Consider the following 21,652-nt stretch of genomic DNA (forward strand, 5'->3'; position numbering starts at 1 on the left):
GGGGTTGGGGGGGGGGGGGGGGCCCAACCCCATTGGGGGGGTTGGGGGCCCTGGGGGGGGGGGGGGGGCCTTGGCCCGGTATGGGTTCGGGGGCGGGCCGGGAGGTGCGGCGGATTGCGGTCCGGGGCGGGGAGAGAGAGACGACAGATGGGGTTTGGGTCGAGGAGAGAGGCCCCGGATCGGGGTTTGGGGCGGGCCGGGAGAGGCTGCGGATCGCGGTCCGGGGCGGGGAGAGAGGCCCGGATCGGGGTCCGGGGCGGGCCGAGAGAGACGACAGATGGGGTTTGGGTCGAGGGGAGAGGCCCCGGATCGGGGTCCGGGGCGGGGATGAGTGGGGGCGGGATCAGCGATCGGTGGCGGAGAGCTCGGCGGTGATCCATTTGCGGAAGTCGCGGCATTTGCGGGAGGCCGCGGCCTCGGGCGTGGTGAGCAGCGTGTAGGTCAGGCCGGGCAGGCGGATCTCGGGCCGGTAGGGCGCCAGCAGGCCCTGTTCCACGAGGTCCGACACCAGCAGCGTGCTGGCGAGGATCAGGCCCTGACCGGCGATGCCGCATTGCACCATGTGGTGCTCCTGCTCGAAGCTGCGGATCCGGGCGGTGGTCGCGTGGTCCGAAGCGCCCGCGGCCTCGAACCAGGCGGACCAGCCGATGTGCTGAAGGCCGGTTTGCCGCCATCCGGTTTCGATGAAGTCCAAATCCTCGAGGCCGCGGCCCGTGTCGGGATACCCCGGCGCGGCGAAGGCGCCGAAGGTTTCCCGGGCGAGCGGGGTGGCGGCGAGGCCCGCCGCCGGTGCCGCGCCGTAGCGGATCGCGATGTCGACCCGGCGGTCGCGCGCAAGGTCGGCCGGGGCGGTGTCGGTTTCCAGTTGAACGCGGTAGCGGGGGAAGCGGCCCTGGAACTGCCGAAGGCGGGGCACGAGCCAGAGCGCGCCGAAGGCCGGCGTGGTGGAGACGGTCAAGATTTTCTCATCTTCCAGCTGATCATCCACGGCAGCGGCAATCGTCGAGAGGCCACGATTCACCGCCTCGGCAAGCTGTGATCCGGCCGTCGTCGCCGTCACCCTGCGGGTGCCGCGCACGAAAAGGGCGACCCCCAGGTTTGTCTCGAGCGACTTGACGTGATGCGAAATGGCCGTCGGCGAGACCGACAGTTCGGCGGCCGCGTCCTTGAAGCTGCCAAGGCGAACCGCGGCTTCCAGGGCTCGCAGCGCGGCCAGGGAGGGAAGGGTCTGGAACATGCCCCCTGATAGATGAAGAGAACTTCATTGTCGTCAGGAATTTTGCATTTGTGCGACGGCGGCCGAACCCGCATCTGGGAGGGGTATGGAACACGGCCCCGGAGGGCTTCGCGCGAGAAACGTCGCCGACGCACGGGCTACAGAGGAAGGAAACAGAGGCATGACCAATATCCTTTACGTCACGGCCAGCGCCCGGAAGGCCGGCTCGTTGTCGCGCATGCTTGGCGACAGGTTCGTGACCGGGTGGAGGACCCGGGACGGGCAAGGCGATGTCACGCATCGCGACGTGGGTACCACCCCGCCGCCGATCATCTCGGAGGCGTGGGTTGCCGCGGCCTTCACGCCCCGGCCCGATCGGACCGCCGCCCAGCGGGAGATGCTCGCGCTGTCCGACGAGTTGATCGAGGAAATCCGGCAGGCGGAGATGATCGTCATCGCCACGCCGATGTACAATTACGGCATGCCGGCGGCGCTGAAAGCCTGGGTCGACCAGGTGGTGCGCATCGGCGAGACCTTCAGTTTCGATCTGTCGCGCGGCGATTTCCCGCTGGAGCCGATCCTGTCGGGCAAGACGCTGGTGCTGCTGACCAGTTCGGGCGAGTTCGACTTTGCCCCGGGCGGCATGCGCGAGGGCATGGGCCACCTCGTTCCGCATCTGAAAACGGTTTCGAAATACCTTGGCGCGGCGCGGATCCACGAGGTTGCGATCGAGTACCAGGAGTTCAAGGACGCGCGGCATGACCGGTCCATCGCCGCGGCGCAGGCGCAGGTCGACGCGCTTCTGGCGGAGCTGGCGGAGGGCCGGGCCACGGCGCTGGCGTGAGGGGCGGCCGGTCAGGCGGGGCCGGGGCCTTTCGGGGGCACCGCCTACACGTGCTGGCCGCCGTTGATCTCGATCTCGGTGCCGGAAATGTAGGCGCTGCCATCGGTGCACAGGAAGTAGATGGTATCGGCGACCTCGCCGGCCTGTCCGAGACGGCGGAGCGGGATGTCTTCGACCATCTTTTCCGTGCCCGCGCTGAGGATCTCGGTTTCGATCTCGCCGGGGGCGATCGCGTTCACGCGCACGCCGAGCGGACCGAAATCATGCGCCGTCTCGCGGGTGAGCGCCTTGAGGGCGGCCTTGGAGGTGGCATAGGCGGCGCCGGCGAAGGGGTGCACGCGGCTGCCGGCGATCGAGGTGACGTTCACCACGGCCCCGCCGGCTTCGGCCAGCTCCTGTTTCAGGCCGCGGGCCAGGACGACGGAGGCGAAGAAGTTCACGTGAAAGACGTGGCCCCATGTCCGCAGGTCGGTGTCGATGGTGTCGAGCCGCGCGCCGTCCGGGCCCTTCGGTGAGACGCCGGCATTGTTGACCAGCGCATCGAGCCGCCCGCCCAGCTTTCGGCGGATCACCTCGACCTTGGCGATGGTGTCGTTGGGGTCTGCGAGGTCGATCTGGACGTGGTTCTCCTCGCCTCCGCCCCAGGGGCATTCCTTGGGGAAGGGGTGGCGGGAGCAGGTGATCACGCGCCAGCCTTCGGCGCTGAACTTGCGCACCGTGGCATGGCCGATCCCCCGGCTTGCGCCTGTCAGCAGGATGGTTCTTGTGTCCGACATGGTCCGTATCTCCGGTGGCAGCAGGGCCGGGGTGCAGGCCGGTCCGTTCCGCGGTGGATCCTCGTGCAAATGCCTATCGCAGTGCCGTGACCCGGGTCGAGATGAAAATGGGGTTGGGCAGGGACATGATGCGATTGGCGGGCCTGTCCAGTGGCGCCGATTTCGGGCGGCGGTGGCCGGGGGTCGGAAAAGGGCTGCTTGTTTAACTGTCTGATTTTCCGCGCAAAAATTTTATTGCAAAAAAACGTGTTCTGCTGAACGATAGTTTCAGGCTCAAATGCGAGTCTGAAAAATCATGAGCAAATAGGCTCTCCGATCGTGGCGTCGAACGTCGCGGAGGAGGGCCTTTTTTTATGCCGATTCAACGGCTGCTCGCAACCAACGGAGGAGATAACCTGATGAAACGTCGTGACTTTCTTGGAGCGGTCGGTGCCGCCGGTGCCCTGTCGGCCCCCGCGCTGCTGACCACGGCCGGACGGGCCATGGCGCAGGGGGGCGATATTCCCGTCGGGCTGCTGTTTTCCCTGACCGGCGCCGTGGCGGTGGTGGAGAGCACCCTGCACGACGCCGCGCTGATGGCGATCGAGGAGATCAATGCCGAGGGGGGCGTGCATGGCCGGCAGCTCCGGCCGATCATCGAGGACCCGGCGTCGGACCCGGCGACCTATGCGGACCGGGCGCGGCGGCTGATGATCCGGGACAAATGCGTGAGCGTCTTCGGCTCCTACACCTCGGCCAGCCGGCAGGCGGTGCTGCCGGTGACCGAGCAGCGCAAGAACCTCTACTGGTATCCGACGCTCTACGAGGGCCGGGAGTGTTCGCGCAACGTGATGTATGGCGGGGCCGTGCCGAACCAGCAGCAGGATGACCTGATCCCCTGGGCGATCGAGAATTTCGGGCCGCGCTTCTTCATGATCGGCAACAATTACGTCTATCCGAAGGAAGAGAACAATTACTGCAAGACGCTGCTGGCCAAGCATGGCGGCGAGGTGGTGAACGAGGAATACGTGCCGCTGGGGCATTCGGATTTCAGCTCGGTGATCAACCGGATCCGGGCGGAGGAGCCGGACGTGATCTTCGCCACCGTTGTGGGCGACTCGGACGTGGCCTTCGCGCGGCAGTACCACGCGGCCGAGCTTGACCCGGAGAAGATGCCGGTGATCAGCCTGACGCGGTCGGAGGTCGAGGTGAAGGCGATCGGCGGCGAGGCGGCGGCGGGGCATTTCTCTTCCGCGCCGTATTTCATGGGGCATGACACGCCGGAGAACGAGGCGTTCGTGGAGGCCTATAAGTCGCGCTATGGCGCCGATACGGTGACGCATTTCGTCAGCGAAGCGGCCTATTTCCAGGTTTACCAGTTCAAGGCGGCGCTGGAGAAGCTGGACCCTGCGAACATCACGCCCGAGGCCATCCGCGATGCGGCGGTGGGACTGACGCTGAATGCGCCGCAGGGCGAGGTTCTGATCGACGAGAACCTGCACACCCACCTGTGGCCGAAGATCGGCCAGTGGCAGGCGAACGGGCAGGCCGAGGTGCTGGTGGAATCCAGCGAGCGGATCGCGCCGCTGCCCTACGCGGCCTACGAGGGCCAGTCCTGTACCGGCGAGGGCCTGGTCAAGGCCTGACCGTTTCCAAGCGCAACCAGACCGAAAACAGCGTCCGGCTCTGAAACAGGGGCCGGACCCATGGGAGGGGTGTATTCATGGACGTGATAGCGAACCAACTTTTCGCCGGGCTGAGCATGGCGTCGATCCTGCTGATGATCGCGCTTGGCCTGGCGATCATCTACGGCGCGATGGGGGTCATCAACCTGGCGCATGGCGAGTTCGTCATGCTGGGTGCCTATGCGACCTGGGCGCTGCAGAGTTTCGGGGGGATCGGCATTCTTCCGGCGCTGCCGCTGGTCTTCGTGGCGGTGGCCGCGGTGGGCTGGATCATCGAGAAGGTGGTGGTGCAGAACCTGTATCACCGGCCGCTGGACACGATCCTGGCGACCTGGGGCATCGGCATCATCCTGCAGCAGGCCGTGCGGCTGGGTGTGGGGGCGGAATCGCGGTTCGTGCGGGGGCCCGACCTTCTGTCGGGCAATACCCAGATCGGGCCGCTGATCATGTCGAATTACCGGCTGTTCGTGATCGCCTTCTCGGTGGCGGTGCTTTACGGCACGTGGCTTCTGATGACGCGGACCGAGTTCGGCATGAAGCTGCGGGCAGTCATCCAGAACCGCCGGATTTCCGAGTGCTACGGGATCGAGGCCAAGCGCATCTATTCCTTCACCTTCGCCTACGGGGCCGGGCTGGCCGGGGTGGCGGGGGCGCTGATCACGCCGCTGTTCAGCACGATCCCGACCATGGGCACGGGGCTGGTGGTCGACGCGTTCCTGGTGGTGATCGTCGGCGGGCTGGGCAGCCTGATCGGCGCGGCCTCGGCCTCGGTGCTGATCGGGGAGGCGACGGCGCTGTTCTCGATCGTGATCAACGACACGCTGGGCCGGATTGCCGTGCTGGCGGGGATCATCGTGCTGATCCGGTTCCGCCCGCGGGGCCTGTTCCCAACCGAAACACGTCGCTGAGGAGACCGGCATGACATCCAGATTTCACTACGATCTCGTCGCGCTCGTGATCTTTGCCGTGGTGATCGCCTTCGGGGTGCCCGCCCTGATGAATTACGACGGCTTCGAGCTCAACACCTTCGCGCGTTACCTGGCCCTTGCCATCGTCTCGGCGGCGCTGGCGCTGTCGTGGGGGACGGCCGGGCTGCTGAACCTCGGGCAGGCGGCGACCTTCGGCATGGGATCTTACGCGATGGCCATGCATCTCAAGCTGCGGGCCAGCGACGGGCTGCCGGATTTCATGGGCTGGAACAACGTGCCCGAACTGCCCCTGCTCTGGGTGCCGTTCGAGTCGCTGGCCTTCACCCTGCTGGCGGGGCTGCTGGCGCCGGCCTTCATCGGCGGGCTGATCGCCATCTTCATGTTCCGGGCGCGGATCGCGGGCGTGTTCGTGGCGATCATCACGCTGGCCTTCCTGGTGGCGTTCCAGCTTCTGGTGATCAACCAGCAGGGCCAGACGGGCGGGCAGAACGGGCTGACGGGGCTGGCGCAACTGGCGCTGCCGGGCTGGACGGTCGACCCCTACAGCATGGGGTTCTACTATCTCGTGGCCGGGTGCCTGACGGTGGCGCTGGCGATCGGGGTCTACCTGACCCACAGCAAGTTCGGCCTGATCCTGCGCGCGATCCGCGAGGATGCCGACCGGACGCGGTTCTTCGGCTACAACGTGGCGACCTACCAGACCGCGGTCTTCTGCATATCCGCCGCGCTCGCCGGGTGGGCGGGGATGCTTTACACCATGGTGCTGGAATTCGCCTCGCCCACCTATATGGGCGTCTCGTTCAGCCTTGCCATCGTCATCTGGTGCGCCGTGGGCGGCCGGGAGTCGGTCATCGCGGCGGCCTTCGGGGCGATCGTGGTCAACCTGCTGGAAGGGCGGCTTTCCGACGTGTTCGTCGAAGGCTGGCACATGATGCTGGGCGTGATCTTCGTGCTGGTCGTCATGTTCATGCCGCGCGGCATCTACGGCCTTCTGACCGGTCTGGGCGCAAGGCTTCGCGGCCCGAACCGGGCGCGCGGGGCAGAGCCGCGGGCATCCCATACGCAACAGCTTGAAACCGGGCAGGAGCCTTGATCATGGGACAACTGCAAGTCACCGATCTGCAGGTCGAATTCGGCGGCCTGCGCGCCGTGGACAACCTGAGCTTCTCGGTCGCGGAGGGCGAGATCCTGTGCCTTCTGGGACCGAACGGGGCGGGGAAATCGACGACGCTGGACCTGATCTGCGGCAAGACGCAGCCGACCGGCGGCTCGATCCGGCTGAACGGGACGGAGATCAGCCAGATGCTGGAGTTTCGCCGGGCGCGGCTGGGCATCGGGCGGAAGTTCCAGGTGCCGTCGGTCTACAAGGACCTGACCGTGGCGGAGAACCTGTCGGTTGCGCGGTCGAAGCGGCCGGGGGTGTGGAGCGCGCTGACGCGGCTGGCGCTTTCGGATGCGCGGGAGGCCTGTGCGATCCTCGACCGGGTGGACCTTGCCGACCGGCGGGACGAGCTGGCCGGGAACCTGTCGCATGGCGAGACGCAATGGCTGGAGATCGCCATGCTGATCGCGCAGGACAGCCGGCTGATCCTGATGGACGAGCCGACCGCCGGCATGACGCTTCAGGAAACCGAGAAGACCGCGCGGATTTTCCGGAAGCTGAGCGCCAGCCATTCGCTGATCGTGGTGGAGCACGACATGTCCTTCGTCCGCACCGTGGCCGACCGGATCATCGTGATGAACCGCGGCGCGATGCTGGCCGAGGGCTCGATCGCCGAGATCGAGGCCAACGAGGCCGTCAAGACAGCATACCTGGGGCATTGATCATGGAAAACATGCAAGCGAGAGAGCTTTACTCCTTCTACGGCAAGAGCCCGGTGATCCAGGGCGTGTCCTTCGACCTCGAGCCGGGCGAGTTCCTGGCCGTGCTGGGGCGCAACGGGGTGGGCAAGACGACCCTGCTCAAGTCGATCATGGGGCTGACCGACCGGTGCGACGGCGGGCTTGCCTTCGGCAGCCGGGACATCCTGGGGCTGTCGACGCCGCAGAGGTCGCGGCTGGGGATCGCCTATATCCCGCAGGGGCGCGAGATCATTCCGCAGTTCACCGTGCGGGAGAACATCCTGATGGGCACCTTCGCCCGGCCCGACGGAAAGCGCGAGATCCCCGATTACCTGTTCGAGATGTTTCCCATCCTCGACGAGTTCATCGGCCGGAGCGGCGGCGACCTGTCGGGCGGGCAGCAGCAGCAGCTTGCCATTGCCCGGGCGCTGGCGATGGACCCCAAGATTCTGATCCTCGACGAGCCCACGGAGGGCATCCAGCCCAATATCGTGAAGCAGATCGAGGAGGCGATCGTGCGGCTCAACCGCGAACGCGGGCTGGGCATCATCCTTGTCGAGCAGAACGTGCCCTTCGCCCGGTCGGCGGCGGACCGGTTCCTGGTGCTGGACAAGGGGCGCGTCGTTCTGAGCGGGACATCCGCGGATCTCTCCGACGAGGTCGTCGAGAAACACCTGACCTTCTGACGGGTCGGGCCAACCCACCATCAAGGACCAACAGGAAAGGACCAGACATGAGACATGGTGACATTTCAAGCAGCGAGAACACGGTCGGCGTCGCCGTCGTGAACTACAAGATGCCGCGGCTGCATACCAAGGCCGAGGTCATGGAGAACGCCGAGAAGATCGGCGAGATGCTGATCGGGATGAAGCAGGGGCTTCCGGGCATGGACCTGGTGATCTTCCCCGAATACAGCACGCAGGGCATCATGTACGACCCTGACGAGATGATGGAGACCGCCGCCACCATTCCCGGCGAGGAGACGGAGGTGTTCGCCCGGGCGTGCCGGAAGGCCAATGTCTGGGGGGTCTTCTCGATCACTGGCGAGCGGCACGAGGAGCATCCCAAGAAGACGCCCTACAACACGCTTCTGCTGATGAACAACAAGGGCGAGGTGGTTCAGAAATACCGCAAGGTCCTGCCGTGGAACCCGATCGAGGGGTGGTATCCGGGCGACCAGACCTATGTGGTCGAGGGGCCCAAGGGGCTGAAGGTGAGCCTGATCATCTGCGATGACGGCAACTATCCCGAGATCTGGCGCGACTGCGCGATGAAGGGGGCGGAGCTGATCGTGCGGTGCCAGGGCTACATGTATCCGGCGAAGGACCAGCAGGTGATCATGTCGAAGGCGATGGCCTGGGCCAACAACTGTTACGTGGCGGTGGCCAATGCCGCCGGGTTCGACGGGGTCTACAGCTATTTCGGGCACTCGGCGATCATCGGTTTCGACGGCCGCACGCTGGGGGAATGCGGGGAGGAGGATATGGGCATCCAGTATGCGCAGCTGTCGATCCCCGAGATCCGGGATGCGCGGGCCAACGACCAGTCGCAGAACCATCTCTTCAAGCTGCTGCACCGGGGCTATACCGGCGTGCACGCCTCGGGCGACGGGGAGAACGGCGTGGCCGAGTGCCCGTTCGAGTTCTACCGCAACTGGGTGAACGATGCCGAGAAGACGCGGTTGCATGTGGAATCCTTCACGCGCTCGACGGTGGGGGTGGCCTGTTGTCCGGTGGGCGGCTTGCCGACCGGTGCGAAGGAGAAGGAGGCGGAGTGATCCGCCGGGAGACTGGCGGTGCGGCCCGGAGGGGCCGCGCCGCGCCCGAATGCTTGATGGAGGGAACATGCCTTTCCTGACCGACCGGCTGCACGATACGCAGAGGCAAGAGAAGCTGGCCACCGCCCTGGCGGACGAGAACGCCCGGGTGACCGGCCATGGCGGGCACGGGGCGCGGAAAGGTCATGGCCTTGCCTCGCGGTTTTCGTTCGACCTGGACGCGATCGAGGCGGAATTGCGGGCCTCGATCATCGGGCAGGACGAGCCGATCGGGCAGGTGATGGAGATCCTCAAGGTCGTCCGTGCCGATATCGGGAATCCGCGCAAGCCGCTGGCCTCGGTCCTGTTCTGTGGCCCGACCGGTGTCGGCAAGACCGAAACCGTGCGCACCGTGGCCCGGGCGATGTACGGCGATGCCGACGCGTTCTGCCGGGTCGACATGAACACGCTGTCGCAGGAGCATTACGCCGCCGCCCTGACCGGGGCGCCGCCCGGTTACGTGGGATCGAAGGAGGGCACCACGATCCTTGACCAGGAGAAGATCGAGGGCACCCGGAACTTGCCCGGGATCGTGCTGTTCGACGAGCTGGAGAAGGCCAGCAACGAGGTGGTGCTGGCGCTGATGAACGTGTTCGACAACGGCATCCTGACGGTGGCCTCGGGCGAGCGGACCTATTCGTTCCGCAACAGCCTGATCTTCATGTCCTCCAACCTCGGCGCGCGCGAGTTGATGGCGCTGGACGAGGGCGGCGGGTTCGGGCCGCGCGCCCTGTGGTCGCGGCTGGCCACGGCGCGCAAGCCGCGACGGGAGCGGGCGCAGGATATCGTCATGCGGTGCCTGCTGGACCGGTTTCCGCCCGAGCTGGTCAACCGGATCGACCACGTGGACACGTTCAACTGGATCGGCAGCGACCGGATGCCGGACCTGGTGGATGTCGAGCTGGAGCGGCTGAACCGGCGGCTGAAGAAGCATGATCTTCTGCTCGAGATCACCGGCGAGGTGAGAGCTTTCATTGCCGCCAAGGGCTATGATAAACGCTTTGGCGCCCGCGGGCTTCGCCGGGCGATGCGGCGCTACCTGGAGTTTCCGCTGGCCGGGTACCTGCTTGGAGATCATGGCGACTTCTCTCCTCCGACCGGAAGTGCCATTGTCAGGCTGGAGGCCCAGTACCGGAATGAAACCGTGTCGTTCCGGCAGTATTGAGAAGGATATGAGCTTTTGGAGAGTTGGAAAGTCGGGCTGCTTTTCTCGGAAACGGGCGTCACGTCGATCATCGAGCGGTCGCAGCTGAACGGGGCCCTGCTGGCGATCGACCAGATCAACGCGAAGGGCGGGGTTCTCGGCCGTCCGATCGAGCCTGTCCGGTATGACCCCGCCTCGGTGGTCAAGCGCTACGGCGAGCTGGCGGAAAAGCTGATCGTCGAGGACAAGATCGACGTGATCTTCGGCTGCTACATGTCGTCGTCGCGCAAGGAGGTTCTGCCGGTGGTCGAGCGGCGCAACGCGCTTTTCTTCTACCCGACGCTTTACGAGGGGTTCGAGTATTCGCCGAACGTCATCTACGGCGGGGCCTGCCCGAACCAGAACAGCGTGCCGCTCGCCAACTACCTGATGAACGCGTATGGAAAGCGTATCTATTTCGTCGGTTCCGATTATATTTACCCCAGGGAATCCAACAGGGTGATGCGCAATGTCCTTCGCCAAGGCGGTGGAGAGGTGACGGGGGAGATTTATTTCGCGCTGGACGCAAAGGCCGAGGATTTTGCCACGGCGGTCGACGAGATCATGCAGGTCCGGCCGGATGCGATCTTTTCGACGGTGGTCGGGCAATCCTGCATCGAGTTCTACAAGGCCTATCACGCGGCCGGGGGCAGGGGCCGGGAATGCCCCATCGCCAGCCTGACCACGAATGAAGGCGAAATCGCCGCCATAGGCCCGGAAGCGTCAGCCGGCCATATCACGGCCGCCCCCTATTTCCGCTCGGTCAGTTCGCCGGCGAACCGCCGTTTTCTCAAGGCATACGAGGAAAAGTTCGGCTCGACGGTGGATGTCACCAGCTGTTGCGAGGCGACCTACAGCCAGGTGCACATGTTTGCCCGCGCGCTGGAGGAGACGGGCGAGATGGATACCGAAAGCCTGCGCGAGGCGCTGCTGGGGGCGAGTTTCGACGCGCCGCAGGGGCAGATCAAGATCGACCCCGACAACAACCACACCTACCTTCAGTCGCGGATCGCCAAGGTGGACGAGGCCGGGGAATTCGTTGTCGAGACCAAGGTGCGCCGCGCCATCAAGCCGGACCCGTACCTTGTCTATCCGGCCATCCATGACTGGAGCTTCCGAACGCTGAAGGTGGCGGGAGGCGGACGACGGAATGAGTGATCCGATCCAGGATCTGAGAGACCTTCATGCGCTGGTCGTCCATCCGCGGGACCGAAGCGCAGACGAGCTCATGCAGCAGGTCAACAGGATCGGCTGCAATTTCGACCACATGTGGCCGGTGCCCAAGGCGCTTCCTGAGAAGTTCGACCTTGTCTTCGTGGATGTCACCGACCAGAGCGCGCAGAAGCTGAAATCCTTCATCGGCAACAATGCGAAGCCGCCCTCGGTGGTGGCGATCATCGGGTACGAGAACCCCTCCGTGCTCGACCTGATCTTCGAGATAGGCGCGCATTCGGTCCTGATGAAGCCGGTGCGGGCGGCGGGCGTGCTGAGCAGCATGCTGATGGCGCGGCGGTTTCAGCAGGAGCAGCTTCGCTTCAAGAAGGACCTGACGAAGCTGCGGGAGAAGCTCGACAACGTGCAGAAGGTGAACGATGCGAAGTTCATCCTCATGCGGCATCGCGGGATCACGGAACGGGAGGCCTATGACCTGATCCGGAAACAGGCGATGGCCAAGCGGACGACCACCACGGAGATCGCCCAGTCGATCATCAACGCGGAGAGCATCCTGAGCAACATGGGAGACTGAGGAGCGTGTCCGGTGCGGGAGGGGCCGGCATCGTCATGTTCCCGAGTTCATCCCCGCCGTCATCCCGGGGGCGGCCCGATCCGCGCGCTGCTGGATGCCGGAAAAGCTGTCCATGTTGACGATGCAGGCGGCGACGATGAAGGCCGCGACCGAGATGAGGAGGAGGATGACGCTCCATGAAAATATGGCGGTCGCGTTGGTGTGGCACATGGTCTGGCTCGCTTGCCGGGAGGAGGGCCCGGCGTGAGGGTTTAGGGTGAAAGGGCCTTGCGGCGGGGGTGGCCCCCGCCGCATTCGGTTTCGGCGTCAGCTTCCGCCGGTGGCACGGGCGGCCGTGTCGATCACGTCGGCGACCTCTTCCGGTTTGGTCAGGAAGACGACGTGGCTGGCGGGGACCTCGACCGAGACCGCGCCGATCCTGTCGGCCGTGTGGCGCAGGAGCTTGGGGTCGATGGCCTTGTCCTCGGTCGCGATCACGGCCCAGCTCGGTTTTTCCTTCCAGGCGGCGTGTTTCACAGGGGTGCCGAAGATGTCCATGTTGATGGGCACCTGGCTGTCGCGGAGGAAGGCGGCGTCTGCATCGGTGGTGTCGCCGGCAAAGCCCGTCTTGAACTCCTCGAGGTTGACGAAGCCGAAGCCGTCCTCGCCGGTTTCGATGATGAATTCGGGCGGGGCGGGGATGTCGGCGAACTGGTCGCCCGTGGTTTCGCCCACGTCGGGGGCCAGCGCGGAGACGTAGACGAGGCCCGCGACATTGGGGTTTATGCCCGCCTCGGTGATGACCGTTCCGCCATAGGAATGGCCGACGAGGATCGACGGGCCGTCCTGCCGGTCGAGGATGCGGGCCGTGGCGGCCACGTCATCCGCGAGGGAGGTCAGCGGGTTCTGGACGATGCTGACGCGATAGCCGCGCGCGGTGAGGATGTCGTACACGCCGCGCCAGCCCGACCCGTCGGCGAAGGCGCCGTGGACGAGGACGACGGATTTGACCGGCTGTTCGGCGGGGATGGTTTCCTGCGCGTTTGCGCCGGCGGTGAGGGTCGCGGCGGCAGCGGCGGCGGCGACGGCATTCCTGAGTTTTCTGGACATTTGAAGTTCCTTTGTTCGCTATGAAGAGGGGTCGGTAAAGGCCGTGGGAGGGTGGAGTGCATCCCCGTCGCCGGCGCGGGCATAGTAGCGTCTTGGCGATGAGGGGTGCTTGCAAGTTTGCGGTGGGGATTGGCGGGAATTGTTCATTCTGGTCGGCGTTTGGTGCGTATGCCGATGAGGCGGGTGGCCCATATGGAAGATTGTTTCACCGCCTTTTCTGGCGAATCGGCGGCGGGGCGGTAAGCGGTTGTGCGGTCTGCTCCTTTCCTTCGATTGGGGCGCGACCGGAAATTAGGCGTTTGGCGGTGTTTTGATAATTGGGATAAAGCGAGATGTTGAATTGCGGGAAGCGGGACAATGTTCCGCGGGCCGCCCGGTCTCTCGCGATCGGTGCCGGCGGGCCCCTATTGCCGGAAGGGCGGGGTGCTGAAGGCGCGGGCCAGGTGGTCGATGAAGGCGCGAAGGGCCGATGACCTTGCGGTTTCGCGTGAGAATACGGCGTAGATGGTGCCCTCGACGGTGGAGATTTCGGGCAGCACGCGAACGAGCCGGCCGCTTGCGACATCCGGCAGGCAGGCGTGCTCGGGCAGCAGGGCCACGCCCAGCCCCCTTATCGCGGCGTGTCGCAGGGTTGCGATGTCGCTGGTGACGAGGCGCGGAGAGACGTTGACGGTATGGGGCGCGCCGTCCGGGCCGAACAGGCTCCACACGTGGTTGTCGCCGGGCAGGGACAGGGTCGGAACCGTTTCCAGATCGCCGGGCGTCCGCAGGTCGCTTGCGCCGGCGAGCGACGAGGCGGCCACGAGGATCCCGCGCGAGCCGCCGAGGCGCCGCACGACATGCGAGGCGCCGGCCTCGACCTGCGAGCGGGCGCGCAGCATGATGTCCACGTCGTCCCTGACGAGGTCGAGGGGGCCCGCCATCGCCACAAGCTCGATCCGGATCTTCGGGAGGTCGGTGAGGAAGTCGACGATGACGTCATCGAGAAGATCGTCCAGCAGACCCGGCGGACAGCCGACGCGGAGACGGCCCGAGGGCCCGTCGCTGTCGCTGGCCGCGCGTTGTGCCGCATCGAACGCGTCGACCATCGTCTTGCTGTGACCCGCCACGATGCGCCCGATTTCGGTGGGCCGCATGTTGCGCGTGGTCCGTTCGAGCAGGCGCACGCCGAGATCCTGCTCGAGCCGGGCGATGGCCTTGCTGAGCGTGCTTTTGGGAATGCAAAGGTCGCGGGCGGCGGCGGCGAAGGAGCCTTTCTCGATGACTTTTCGGAAGCGGGCCAGATCATCAAGGCTGGGCGATTTCGACATGGGATTGTCCATCCGGGCAGACAGTGAAGCGCATTTCGACTCTATAGTGGCGGCGGACGGGCGCGCCTAGCTTTCCCCTCATCAATCAAAGGAAAGCGACATGACTGAACAGGAACCCGTCCGGCTGGCTATCGTCTATTACAGCAGTACCGGCAACACCTATACGATTGCACAGGAAATCGCCGCCGGCGCCGAAGCGCGCGGCGCCGAGGTCCGGATACGGCGGGTGGCGGAACTGGCCCCCGACGCGGCGATCGACGCGAACCCGGCCTGGAGGAAACACCTCGAGGCGACGCGCGAGGTTCCCGTGGCAACCCATGGGGACCTGGAATGGGCGGAGGGCTTCGTCTTCGGCACGCCGACACGGTTTGGGCTGCCGGCGGCGCAGTTGAAGCAGTTCCTGGATACCTGCGGCGGGCTGTGGATGAACGGGGCGCTGACGGACAAGGTCGTCAGTGCCTTTGCCGGGGCCGGGAACGTTCATGGCGGACAGGAATCCACCCTGCTGGCGCTTCACAACGTGTTCTACCACTGGGGCGGGATCATGGTGCCGCCGGGCTATACCGATCCGGCGATCCATGCGGTTGGCGGGAACCCCTACGGCACCAGCTTCACCGACGGGCAGGGCGCGGCGCTGCCCGAGGCGACGCTGCTTGCGGCACGGCACCAGGGGGCGCGGACGGCCACCTGGGCGCAGGCGGCGCGACGGATCACGGCAGGCTGAGAGCAAGGGGGCGGTTCGGGGGCCGTGGCCCCCGGCCGCCCGGTCAGAACGCGAGGGGCGCGTTGTCCTTGACTTCCTTCAGCACGAAGAAGGTGCGGATCTGGCGGACGCCCGGCAGGGTGATGAGTTTCCGGCTGTGCAGTAGGTTGAACCCTTCCATGTCCCGCGTTCTGATCTTGAGCAGGTAGTCGAAATCCCCGGCGACAAGATTGCAGTCGAGCACCTCCTTCATGCCTTCGACGGCCTTTTCGAACTCGGAAAAACTTTCCGGTGTGGACCTGTCCAGCACGACGCCCACCATCACGAGCGTTCCCAGCCCCACGCTGGCGGGCGCGATCTGGGCCCGGACGGAGGAGATGAACTTCTGTTCGATCAGGCGCTGGGTGCGGCGGTGGCATGTCGCGGCACTGACGTTCACCAGCCTCGCCAGATCGGAATTGGGCATGCGGGCGTCTTTCTGAAGCGCGCGCAGGATGTTCCGGTCGATCCGGTCGAGATCCGGGCTGACGGGATCTTCCGGCATGTGGGGCCCTTTCGCGGCTATCGGGCGATCTGACGCGCCTGTCCGATTTATCTAAGACACAGGTGGGGTTTCGAGGAAAGCGTGCTGTGGGCGCGTTGCCGCGCGATGCGCGCTGCGGAGGGGCGGGCCCGGCAGGGTCGAGCCGACGATCGGTATGGGCGGGATCCGTTTGATGCGGATGCGGCAGGTTTTGCGGATCGAAGGGTCCTGCCTCCGATCCGCGGCCCGCCAGGCTCAGGCGCCGGCGTCGACCAGCCGTTCGGCGCGGGCCAGGCCGTGCTGCAGGCCGATCATGTCGGCCGCCCGCTCGCCGATCACAACGCAGGGGGCCATCGTGTTGCCGGTGGTGATGCGCGGCATGATCGAGGAATCGGCGATGCGCAGGTTGTCGATGCCGTGGACCTTGAGCTGAGGATCGACGACCGACATCTCGTCGCGTCCCATCTTGGCGGTGCAGGACTGGTGCCAGTAGGTGACCGCCGAGTTGCGGATGAAATCGGCCAGCGCCTTGCGATCCCGCTTGCCGGGCGCGACTTCCTGCCGGACGAGGGGCGTGAAGGCCTGGTGGTTGCCGAGTTCGCGGCACATCTCGACGGCGGCGAAGGCGGTCTCCAGATCCTCGGGCTCGCTGAGGGCGTTGGGCTCGATCAGGAGCGGATCGTCGGCATTCGGTCCGGACAGCCGCAGGCGGCCCCGGCTTTTCGGCTGGGCCAGCCCGGCGAACATGGTCCAGCCATGCGGGGGTGTCTCGATGCCGGCTTCGGCGGGCGCGGGCACCGGGAATTCGAGCTGGCATTGCAGGATATCCGGCTGTCGGAGGCGCGAGTCGCTCTGCCAATAGAGCGTCGCCTCGCATCCGCCGCCGCCGACGCCTTGGGGCTTGTGATAGGCCCAGGTGCAGCCGAAGGCGAGGTGGTCCTGGTGGTTGCGGCCGACGCCGGGAAGGTCGCGCACGATCGGGATGCCGTGGGCGGCGAGCTCTTCCCTGGGGCCGATGCCGGACTGCATCAGCACCTTCGGCGTCTGGATGGCGCCGAGCGACAGGATGGTTTCGCAGCGCGCCCGGATCTGCCGGGGCTTGCCGTCGAGCAGGAGTTCGACGCCGGTGGCGGAGGTGCCGTCCAGCAGGATGCGGGTGACCAGGGCGCCGGTCAGGACGGTCAGGTTGGGCTGGTGCATGACGCGGTAGGTGTAGGAGCGGAAGACCGACTGGCGTCGGCCGTCGCGGATGCGCAAATCGGCGATGGCGGCGCCGCCGGGGCCTTCCATCATCGCGCCGTTCGGGCTGTCGAAGACCGGGATGCCCATCTGGCCCGCGGCCTCGAGCATCGCGCGGGCGACGGGCTGGGGCGAGGCTGGTTGTTCGACGTGGACGGGGCCGCCCGTGCCGCGCCGTGGGGCGTCGGGCGCGCCGTGCCAGTCCTCGATACGGCGGTAGTAGCCGAGGATGGATTGGTATCCCCAGGCCGGGTCGCCGGTTTCGGCGGCGAAGTGATCCCAGTCCTCCTTGTGGCCACGGGCCCAGACCATGACGTTGATGCTCGATCCGCCGCCCAGGCCCTTGCCCATGCTGAGCGGCAGCCTGCGGCCGGCGAGGGTCGGGGCGGGTTGCCCGGAGAAGCCCCAGTCCCGCTCGGTTCCGAGGTTCAGGGGCCACATGGCGGGGTTGGTGACCGTGTCGGCCGTGTCGTCGCCACCGGCCTCCAGCAGCAGCACCGAGACTTCCGGCTGTTCGGCCAGCCGGGCCGCGACGACCGAGCCGCTGGACCCGGCGCCGCAGACGATGAAATCGTATTCGGAGCGAAGGGCCCGGCGGAGGGCTTTCTGGTTGTCCGCGACGGCGAGGTCGTGCCGCGACTGGTTCGGATTGGTGTCCATGTGGGGTCTCCGTTGGGATGGGTGTGGTCATGTCGTCGCGACGACTTGGTTGCGGCGGTGCGAGGCGACCAGACCGCCGCGGGTGGTTTCACCGTTCACCGAGATGGACGATGACGCGCGGGAGGCGCGAACGAGGCGGGGACGGTTCGGAGAGGCCCGTTCGCGACGCGGCACTTGACCCTTTTATCCGCATGAAATACTCCTCGGCATTGCCGAGCGGGCGTTGTGTAATGGTAAGACCTCAGCCTTCCAAGCTGATGATACGGGTTCGATTCCCGTCGCCCGCTCCAAGGCTCTTCCGAACAAGCTGCGAAATGGGGTCGCCCGGTGTGCGGGACGCGCCGTCGTGGTGCGGCGCATTGGCGCCGGGGGGCGAGGGCCCTTGACCCGTCAGCGTCGTCCGGTCAAGAAGCCGGGACAGCAAGAAACGAGGGCGGAACATGGTGCGCAGGGCCGAGAATGGCGCGGATCGGATCGAACGGGAGAAGTCCGCGAGCGTGGGCCCCCTGGCCGAGCTGTGGCCCTTCATCCGGCCCTACCGGCTGCTGGCCGGGGCCGCGGTGCTGGCGCTGATCCTGACGGCGACGGTTTCGCTCATCCTGCCGATGGCCGTGCGCCGGGTGGTGGACAATTTCCGCGCGGAAGACGGCGCGCTGCTCGATCGGTATTTCATGGCCGCGATCGTCATCGCCGGTCTTCTGGCGATCGGCACGGGGCTGCGCTATGCGCTTGTGTCCAGGCTGGGCGAGCGGGTGGTGGCCGATATCCGCAAGGCCGTTTTCGGGCGCGTGATCGGCATGAGCCCGGCCTTTTACGAGACCGTCATGACCGGCGAGGTGCTGAGCCGGATCACAACCGATACCACGCTGATCCTGTCGGTGATCGGGTCGTCCGTGTCGATCGCGCTGCGCAACCTGCTGATCTTTACCGGCGGGCTGGTGCTGATGCTGTTCACCTCGACCAAGCTGACGCTGATGGTGCTGCTGATCGTGCCGGTGATCATCGTGCCGATCCTGACGCTGGGCCGGCGGCTGCGGCAGCTCAGCCGCGAGAACCAGGACTGGATCGCGCGGAGTTCCGGCAACGCGTCGGAGGCGCTGACCAGCGTCCAGACAGTGCAGGCCTTCACCCATGAAGGCGCGAGCCGCGACCGGTTCGGCGAGGTGACGGAGGAAAGCTATGGTTCGGCCCGCCGCCGCATCTTTACCCGCGCGCTGATGACGATCATCGTCATCTTCCTGGTCTTCACCGGGGTGGTCTGCGTGCTGTGGATCGGGGCGCGCGACGTGCGGGCGGGGGGCATGAGCGTGGGCACGCTGGTGCAGTTCGTGATCTACTCGGTCATGGTGGCCGGGGCGGTGGCCGCGCTGTCGGAGATCTGGGGCGAGCTGCAGCGCGCCGCCGGGGCGACCGAGCGGCTGATCGAGTTGCTGAGGGCCGAGGACGCGGTGCGCGACCCGGCCGAGCCTCGGAGCCTGCCGGAAAAGGTGCAGGGGGCCATCGGCTTTCACGACGTGAGTTTCACCTACCCGTCGCGCCCGCAGACCGCGGCGCTCGACCATCTTGACCTCGAGATCGCGCCGGGCGAGACGGTGGCCATCGTCGGCCCGTCGGGGGCGGGGAAGACCACGATCATCCAGATGATCCTGCGCTTCTACGATCCGGAGACCGGTACGGTCACCCTCGACGGTGTGCCGCTCAACGAGATGGCCCGGCCGGAGTTTCGCAAGGCGCTGGCGCTGGTGCCGCAGGACCCGGTGATCTTCGCCGCCTCGGCGCGCGAGAACATCCGGTTCGGCCGGCTGGATGCCACGGACGAGGAGGTGGAGGCCGCCGCGAAGGCCGCCGCCGCGGACGAGTTCATCGCGGCGTTGCCGGAGGGATACGACACCTATGTCGGCGAGCGCGGCGTGATGCTGTCGGGCGGACAGAAGCAGCGGATCGCCTTTGCCCGCGCCATCCTGCGCGATGCGCCGGTGCTGCTGCTGGACGAGGCGACCAGCGCGCTCGACGCCGAAAGCGAGCGGGCGGTGCAGGAGGCGGTGGACCGGCTGGCGCGCCGTTGCACCACGATCATCGTGGCCCACAGGCTGGCCACGGTGAAGAAGGCCGACCGGATCATCGTGATGGACCAGGGCCGTATCGCCGCCGAGGGGACGCATGACAGCCTCGTGGCCGAGGACGGCCTTTATGCCCGGCTGGCCCGGCTGCAGTTCACCGACGGGCAGGCGGCGTAAGCCGCTCACGCGGGGTCACGTTCGCGTAGCGGGGCTATCGCGACGGGTCGCGCTGCGCGTAAACCGGTGAAGCCAGTCCCAACGCCGGAGCCCGCGATGCCGACCCGCCGCTTCTTCCTGATTGCCGCCGCCGCGGCGCTGCTTGTCCTTCCGCGCCTTGCCCGGGCGGCGGAACCGGAAATCTATTCCGTGGGCGGCGCGGCCATCGGCGGCTACGACCCGGTCGCGTATTTCACCGAAGGCGCACCGGTCATGGGCAACCCCGCGCATGCCGTCACGTGGCAGCGTGCGGAATGGCGCTTCTCCACCGCTGCCAACCGCGAGAGGTTCGAGGCGAACCCCGACGCCTACGCCCCGCAATACGGCGGCTATTGCGCCTATGCGGCGTCGAAAGGTGCCGTCGCGCCCACGGCGCCCGACGCATGGACGGTGCATGACGGCAAGCTGTACCTCAACTACAGCCGGGACGTTCGGGGCATCTGGTCCGAGGATATTCCGGGGAATGTCGCCCGGGCCGACGCGACCTGGCCCGGGCCCCTGTCGAAATAGGGTCTTCGCCGGCTCAGCCCAGGGCCGAGAACGCCCGGTCGAGCCCGTCGGCCACCTCGTCGACATCGTCGAGCGACAGGCACATCGGCGGCACCATCCGGAGGACGGACTGGGTCGGCCCGGATTTCGACAGGATCAGGCGGCTTTCGCGACAGGCCTCGAACACGGCCGAGGTGGTTTCGCGGTCGGGTTCCTTGGTCCGGCGGTCCTTGACCATCTCGATGGCCAGCATCAGGCCGCGGCCGCGGACGTCGCCGATGGCCTCGTGCTTCTGCTTCAGGTCCTGCAGCCGTTCGAGAAGGGCCGCGCCGACGGTGCGGGCGTTGAGCTGCACCTTCTCCTCGCGCATCACCTGAAGCACCGCGCGGCCTGCCGCGCAGCTAGTCGGGTTGGCGCCGTAGGTGTGGAACAGGAACTTTTCCGCCATCGGCTCGGCGATCTCGCGCTTCGTCACCACGGCGGCGAGGGGGAAGCCGTTGCCGATGCCCTTGGCCATGACGATGATGTCGGGGATCACGCCGTCGGCCTCGAACCCCCACATGTTGTCGCCGGTGCGGCCGAAGCCCGATTGCACCTCGTCGGCGATGTAGAGCCCGCCGGCCGCGCGCACCCGCTCGGCCGCGCCGGACATGTAGCCCTCGGGCATCGGGATGATCCCGCCATAGCCTTGCACCGATTCCACCAGCATGCCGGCCAGCCGCCCGTTGGTGGCGGTGGCGATGGTGCGCTCGATCTCGTCGAGATAGGGCGCGGCGCCGGCGTTTTCGCCGAAGATGCCGCGATACTGGTTGGGATCGGCCACGAAGGCCACGTTGCCGGGCATGCCGGGGTGGCGCCAGCCGGAAATGCCGGTGACCGATTGTGCCGCCGCGGTGGGCCCGTGATAGGCCGTGCGCAGCGCCAGCAGGTCGAGATTGCCGGTATGGGTGCGGGCGATGGTCATTGCGAGGTCGATCGCCTCGGCACCGGAATTGCAGAGATGCACGACCCAGTCGGGCCCCTGCGGGAGGGTTTCCGCGAGCTCCTCGGCCAGGTGAGCGGGCACCGGGTGGTAGAACATCGTGGTGCAATGGGTGAGCTCGGCCGCCTGTGCCTGTGCCGCCTTCACCACCGTGGGGTGGGAATGGCCGACCGAGATGCAGACATTCATGCCCAGCAGGTCGATATACTTGTTGTCCTCGGCGTCCCACAGGTATTGCATCGAGCCCTTGCGGAAGACGATCGGATCGCGGAAGGGCACGAATTTCTTCAGCGTCGCGGCATAATAGGTGTCGCGGCGGCGGGCGGTGCCTTGCGTGCTCCAGTCGGTGGCAAGCTCTGTCATG

General features: G+C 66.5%; 21 protein-coding genes and 1 tRNA gene. 14 read left to right on the forward strand and 8 right to left on the reverse strand.

Annotated features, from left to right (window positions below; all coding sequences use genetic code 11):
• Positions 1 to 343: 343 nt before the first annotated feature.
• The gene (locus tag RLN94_RS13100) at positions 344 to 1,237 is read right to left on the reverse strand and encodes a LysR substrate-binding domain-containing protein (RefSeq protein ID WP_350131223.1); all 894 of its coding nucleotides are present in this window, start codon (positions 1,235 to 1,237) and stop codon (positions 344 to 346) included.
• 160 nt (positions 1,238 to 1,397) lie between these two features.
• Here RLN94_RS13100 and RLN94_RS13105 point away from each other — a divergent pair, with 160 nt between their 5' ends.
• Positions 1,398 to 2,060: an FMN-dependent NADH-azoreductase gene (locus RLN94_RS13105; RefSeq protein ID WP_350131225.1), complete on the forward strand. Its 663-nt coding sequence runs from the start codon at positions 1,398 to 1,400 to the stop codon at positions 2,058 to 2,060.
• Positions 2,061 to 2,104: 44 nt separating this feature from the next.
• Here RLN94_RS13105 and RLN94_RS13110 read toward each other — a convergent pair whose 3' ends face one another.
• A complete protein-coding gene (locus RLN94_RS13110) occupies positions 2,105 to 2,836 on the reverse strand; it encodes an SDR family NAD(P)-dependent oxidoreductase (RefSeq protein ID WP_350169078.1) in 732 nt (243 codons plus the stop codon).
• A 398-nt stretch (positions 2,837 to 3,234) separates the two neighbouring features.
• Here RLN94_RS13110 and RLN94_RS13115 point away from each other — a divergent pair, with 398 nt between their 5' ends.
• The 9 genes from RLN94_RS13115 (at position 3,235) to RLN94_RS13155 (ending at position 12,017) form a co-directional block, all read left to right on the forward strand.
• Positions 3,235 to 4,461 carry a transporter substrate-binding domain-containing protein gene (locus tag RLN94_RS13115; protein WP_350131229.1) on the forward strand — a complete coding sequence of 409 codons (1,227 nt, stop codon included), beginning with the start codon at positions 3,235 to 3,237 and terminating at the stop codon, positions 4,459 to 4,461.
• 77 nt (positions 4,462 to 4,538) lie between these two features.
• Positions 4,539 to 5,408, forward strand: a complete 870-nt coding sequence (gene urtB / locus RLN94_RS13120) for an urea ABC transporter permease subunit UrtB (RefSeq protein ID WP_350131231.1) — start codon at positions 4,539 to 4,541, stop codon at positions 5,406 to 5,408.
• A gap of 10 nt (positions 5,409 to 5,418) precedes the next feature.
• Positions 5,419 to 6,522 carry an urea ABC transporter permease subunit UrtC gene (urtC, locus tag RLN94_RS13125; RefSeq protein WP_350131233.1) on the forward strand — a complete coding sequence of 368 codons (1,104 nt, stop codon included), beginning with the start codon at positions 5,419 to 5,421 and terminating at the stop codon, positions 6,520 to 6,522.
• A gap of 2 nt (positions 6,523 to 6,524) precedes the next feature.
• Complete coding sequence (locus tag RLN94_RS13130; protein ID WP_350131235.1) at positions 6,525 to 7,253, forward strand: ABC transporter ATP-binding protein; 729 nt, start codon at positions 6,525 to 6,527, stop codon at positions 7,251 to 7,253.
• 2 nt (positions 7,254 to 7,255) lie between these two features.
• On the forward strand, positions 7,256 to 7,957 hold the full coding sequence (gene urtE / locus RLN94_RS13135; protein ID WP_350131237.1) for an urea ABC transporter ATP-binding subunit UrtE: 702 nt from the start codon (positions 7,256 to 7,258) through the stop codon (positions 7,955 to 7,957).
• A gap of 47 nt (positions 7,958 to 8,004) precedes the next feature.
• Positions 8,005 to 9,048, forward strand: coding sequence for an aliphatic amidase (locus tag RLN94_RS13140; protein ID WP_350131239.1), 1,044 nt, complete (start codon positions 8,005 to 8,007; stop codon positions 9,046 to 9,048).
• Between the two features lie 67 nt (positions 9,049 to 9,115).
• A complete protein-coding gene (locus RLN94_RS13145; RefSeq protein WP_350131241.1) occupies positions 9,116 to 10,252 on the forward strand; it encodes an AAA family ATPase in 1,137 nt (378 codons plus the stop codon).
• Between the two features lie 15 nt (positions 10,253 to 10,267).
• A complete protein-coding gene (locus tag RLN94_RS13150) occupies positions 10,268 to 11,428 on the forward strand; it encodes a transporter substrate-binding domain-containing protein (protein WP_350131243.1) in 1,161 nt (386 codons plus the stop codon).
• Complete coding sequence (locus RLN94_RS13155; RefSeq protein WP_350131246.1) at positions 11,421 to 12,017, forward strand: ANTAR domain-containing response regulator; 597 nt, start codon at positions 11,421 to 11,423, stop codon at positions 12,015 to 12,017. The genes RLN94_RS13150 and RLN94_RS13155 overlap by 8 nt, the downstream gene beginning before the upstream one ends.
• A 33-nt stretch (positions 12,018 to 12,050) precedes the next feature.
• Here the strand turns inward: RLN94_RS13155 and RLN94_RS13160 are convergent, their stop codons facing one another.
• The 3 genes from RLN94_RS13160 to RLN94_RS13170 all read right to left on the reverse strand — a co-directional run bounded on the left by RLN94_RS13160 (position 12,051) and on the right by RLN94_RS13170 (position 14,416).
• Positions 12,051 to 12,227 carry a hypothetical protein gene (locus RLN94_RS13160; protein ID WP_350131248.1) on the reverse strand — a complete coding sequence of 59 codons (177 nt, stop codon included), beginning with the start codon at positions 12,225 to 12,227 and terminating at the stop codon, positions 12,051 to 12,053.
• Positions 12,228 to 12,323: 96 nt separating this feature from the next.
• On the reverse strand, positions 12,324 to 13,106 hold the full coding sequence (locus RLN94_RS13165; protein ID WP_350131250.1) for an alpha/beta fold hydrolase: 783 nt from the start codon (positions 13,104 to 13,106) through the stop codon (positions 12,324 to 12,326).
• A 404-nt stretch (positions 13,107 to 13,510) separates the two neighbouring features.
• Positions 13,511 to 14,416 (reverse strand): LysR family transcriptional regulator, encoded by a 906-nt coding sequence (locus tag RLN94_RS13170; RefSeq protein ID WP_350131252.1) that lies wholly within the window; start codon positions 14,414 to 14,416, stop codon positions 13,511 to 13,513.
• A 100-nt stretch (positions 14,417 to 14,516) separates the two neighbouring features.
• Here RLN94_RS13170 and wrbA point away from each other — a divergent pair, with 100 nt between their 5' ends.
• On the forward strand, positions 14,517 to 15,140 hold the full coding sequence (wrbA, locus tag RLN94_RS13175) for an NAD(P)H:quinone oxidoreductase (protein ID WP_350131254.1): 624 nt from the start codon (positions 14,517 to 14,519) through the stop codon (positions 15,138 to 15,140).
• Positions 15,141 to 15,183: 43 nt separating this feature from the next.
• On the opposite strand, the gene RLN94_RS13180 is transcribed toward wrbA, so the two are convergent.
• Both RLN94_RS13180 and RLN94_RS13185 read right to left on the reverse strand, forming a co-directional pair.
• Positions 15,184 to 15,663 (reverse strand): Lrp/AsnC family transcriptional regulator, encoded by a 480-nt coding sequence (locus tag RLN94_RS13180; protein ID WP_350131256.1) that lies wholly within the window; start codon positions 15,661 to 15,663, stop codon positions 15,184 to 15,186.
• A gap of 234 nt (positions 15,664 to 15,897) precedes the next feature.
• Positions 15,898 to 17,541 (reverse strand): GMC family oxidoreductase, encoded by a 1,644-nt coding sequence (locus RLN94_RS13185; protein WP_350131258.1) that lies wholly within the window; start codon positions 17,539 to 17,541, stop codon positions 15,898 to 15,900.
• A gap of 216 nt (positions 17,542 to 17,757) precedes the next feature.
• Here RLN94_RS13185 and RLN94_RS13190 point away from each other — a divergent pair.
• The 3 genes from RLN94_RS13190 to RLN94_RS13200 all read left to right on the forward strand — a co-directional run bounded on the left by RLN94_RS13190 (position 17,758) and on the right by RLN94_RS13200 (position 20,327).
• A tRNA-Gly gene (locus tag RLN94_RS13190) sits at positions 17,758 to 17,831 on the forward strand.
• A gap of 150 nt (positions 17,832 to 17,981) precedes the next feature.
• Positions 17,982 to 19,778, forward strand: a complete 1,797-nt coding sequence (locus RLN94_RS13195) for an ABC transporter transmembrane domain-containing protein (RefSeq protein WP_350131260.1) — start codon at positions 17,982 to 17,984, stop codon at positions 19,776 to 19,778.
• Positions 19,779 to 19,874: 96 nt separating this feature from the next.
• Positions 19,875 to 20,327 carry a YHS domain-containing (seleno)protein gene (locus RLN94_RS13200; protein WP_350131262.1) on the forward strand — a complete coding sequence of 151 codons (453 nt, stop codon included), beginning with the start codon at positions 19,875 to 19,877 and terminating at the stop codon, positions 20,325 to 20,327.
• Between the two features lie 13 nt (positions 20,328 to 20,340).
• Here the strand turns inward: RLN94_RS13200 and RLN94_RS13205 are convergent, their stop codons facing one another.
• The gene (locus tag RLN94_RS13205) at positions 20,341 to 21,651 is read right to left on the reverse strand and encodes an aspartate aminotransferase family protein (RefSeq protein WP_350131264.1); all 1,311 of its coding nucleotides are present in this window, start codon (positions 21,649 to 21,651) and stop codon (positions 20,341 to 20,343) included.
• Position 21,652: the final 1 nt, after the last annotated feature.

Origin of the sequence: Roseovarius sp., from assembly GCF_040223625.1 — a bacterium.
GTDB lineage: Bacteria > Pseudomonadota > Alphaproteobacteria > Rhodobacterales > Rhodobacteraceae > Roseovarius.

Excerpts from the sequence above, each read along its gene's own strand:
- RLN94_RS13100 (WP_350131223.1), bottom strand. The coding sequence starts at position 1,237 with ATGTTCCAGACCCTTCCCTCCCTGGCCGCGCTGCGAGCCCTGGAAGCC.
- RLN94_RS13105 (WP_350131225.1), top strand. The coding sequence starts at position 1,398 with ATGACCAATATCCTTTACGTCACGGCCAGCGCCCGGAAGGCCGGCTCG.
- RLN94_RS13110 (WP_350169078.1), bottom strand. The coding sequence starts at position 2,836 with ATGTCGGACACAAGAACCATCCTGCTGACAGGCGCAAGCCGGGGGATC.
- RLN94_RS13115 (WP_350131229.1), top strand. The coding sequence starts at position 3,235 with ATGAAACGTCGTGACTTTCTTGGAGCGGTCGGTGCCGCCGGTGCCCTG.
- urtB (WP_350131231.1), top strand. The coding sequence starts at position 4,539 with ATGGACGTGATAGCGAACCAACTTTTCGCCGGGCTGAGCATGGCGTCG.
- urtC (WP_350131233.1), top strand. The coding sequence starts at position 5,419 with ATGACATCCAGATTTCACTACGATCTCGTCGCGCTCGTGATCTTTGCC.
- RLN94_RS13130 (WP_350131235.1), top strand. The coding sequence starts at position 6,525 with ATGGGACAACTGCAAGTCACCGATCTGCAGGTCGAATTCGGCGGCCTG.
- urtE (WP_350131237.1), top strand. The coding sequence starts at position 7,256 with ATGGAAAACATGCAAGCGAGAGAGCTTTACTCCTTCTACGGCAAGAGC.
- RLN94_RS13140 (WP_350131239.1), top strand. The coding sequence starts at position 8,005 with ATGAGACATGGTGACATTTCAAGCAGCGAGAACACGGTCGGCGTCGCC.
- RLN94_RS13145 (WP_350131241.1), top strand. The coding sequence starts at position 9,116 with ATGCCTTTCCTGACCGACCGGCTGCACGATACGCAGAGGCAAGAGAAG.
- RLN94_RS13155 (WP_350131246.1), top strand. The coding sequence starts at position 11,421 with ATGAGTGATCCGATCCAGGATCTGAGAGACCTTCATGCGCTGGTCGTC.
- RLN94_RS13160 (WP_350131248.1), bottom strand. The coding sequence starts at position 12,227 with ATGTGCCACACCAACGCGACCGCCATATTTTCATGGAGCGTCATCCTC.
- RLN94_RS13165 (WP_350131250.1), bottom strand. The coding sequence starts at position 13,106 with ATGTCCAGAAAACTCAGGAATGCCGTCGCCGCCGCCGCTGCCGCCGCG.
- RLN94_RS13170 (WP_350131252.1), bottom strand. The coding sequence starts at position 14,416 with ATGTCGAAATCGCCCAGCCTTGATGATCTGGCCCGCTTCCGAAAAGTC.
- wrbA (WP_350131254.1), top strand. The coding sequence starts at position 14,517 with ATGACTGAACAGGAACCCGTCCGGCTGGCTATCGTCTATTACAGCAGT.
- RLN94_RS13180 (WP_350131256.1), bottom strand. The coding sequence starts at position 15,663 with ATGCCGGAAGATCCCGTCAGCCCGGATCTCGACCGGATCGACCGGAAC.
- RLN94_RS13185 (WP_350131258.1), bottom strand. The coding sequence starts at position 17,541 with ATGGACACCAATCCGAACCAGTCGCGGCACGACCTCGCCGTCGCGGAC.
- RLN94_RS13195 (WP_350131260.1), top strand. The coding sequence starts at position 17,982 with ATGGTGCGCAGGGCCGAGAATGGCGCGGATCGGATCGAACGGGAGAAG.
- RLN94_RS13200 (WP_350131262.1), top strand. The coding sequence starts at position 19,875 with ATGCCGACCCGCCGCTTCTTCCTGATTGCCGCCGCCGCGGCGCTGCTT.
- RLN94_RS13205 (WP_350131264.1), bottom strand. The coding sequence starts at position 21,651 with ATGACAGAGCTTGCCACCGACTGGAGCACGCAAGGCACCGCCCGCCGC.